1 pseudogene is annotated in these 390 nt (G+C 63.6%); it reads right to left on the bottom strand.

Features of this window, described 5'->3' with window-relative positions:
- Nucleotides 1–390: pseudogene (locus tag GVN67_RS29500) on the bottom strand (molybdopterin-dependent oxidoreductase); the annotation flags it as partial.

Here is a 390-nt window from a genome sequence, read left to right as displayed (position 1 = left end):
GGGCATGGGCAGGTACCCGGGCAACAGGTTGAAGAGCGTCGGAATGTCCGTGGAGCCCTGGATGCTGGCATGGCCGCGCAGGGCCATGATCCCGCTGCCCGGGCGGCCCACATTTCCAAGCAGGAGCTGCAGGATGGCGGCGGCCCGTATGAACTGCGCTCCCAGCGAGTGCTGCGTCCAGCCGACGGCGTAAGCAAAGCAGGTTGTCCGCTCGCGTCCGGAATTTTCCGTAATGGCACGGGCCAGATATTCAAAGTCCGCGGCCTTGATGCCGCACATGTTCTCGACCATCTCCGGCGTGTAGCGGGCGTAATGCCGTTTGACGATCTGGAACACAGTCCGGGGGTCCTGGAGGGTGTCATCACGTTGCACTTCTGCGTGCTCCAGGGC

It is taken from the genome of Roseomonas sp. 18066 (genome assembly GCF_902706185.1).
Taxonomy (GTDB): domain Bacteria; phylum Pseudomonadota; class Alphaproteobacteria; order Acetobacterales; family Acetobacteraceae; genus Pseudoroseomonas.
This window is presented reverse-complemented; position numbering and strand designations above follow the sequence as displayed.